Source organism: Mesobacillus maritimus (genome assembly GCF_023715205.1).
Classification (GTDB): domain Bacteria; phylum Bacillota; class Bacilli; order Bacillales; family Cytobacillaceae; genus Mesobacillus_B; species Mesobacillus_B maritimus_C.
In genome coordinates, this window is the sequence record NZ_JAMBNR010000129.1 from 1 (window position 1) to 255 (window position 255).

The 255-nt window shown below is 52.2% G+C and carries 1 rRNA gene; it reads right to left on the reverse strand.

The window, feature by feature from the left end:
* Positions 1-255: ribosomal RNA gene (locus M3182_RS25940) — 23S ribosomal RNA — on the reverse strand; the annotation flags it as partial.

Below are 255 nucleotides of genomic sequence, written 5' to 3' on the forward strand. Positions count from 1 at the left end.
GTCCTCCCAGCTTCCGACGGGATTTCACGTGTCCCGCCGTACTCAGGATCCACTCAAGAGGGAACGAAGTTTCAACTACAGGGTTGTTACCTTCTTTGACGGGCCTTTCCAGACCTCTTCATTTACTCCGTTCCTTTGTAACTCCGTATAGAGTGTCCTACAACCCCAGAAGGCAAGCCTTCTGGTTTGGGCTAATCCCGTTTCGCTCGCCGCTACTCAGGGAATCGCATTTGCTTTCTCTTCCTCCGGGTACTT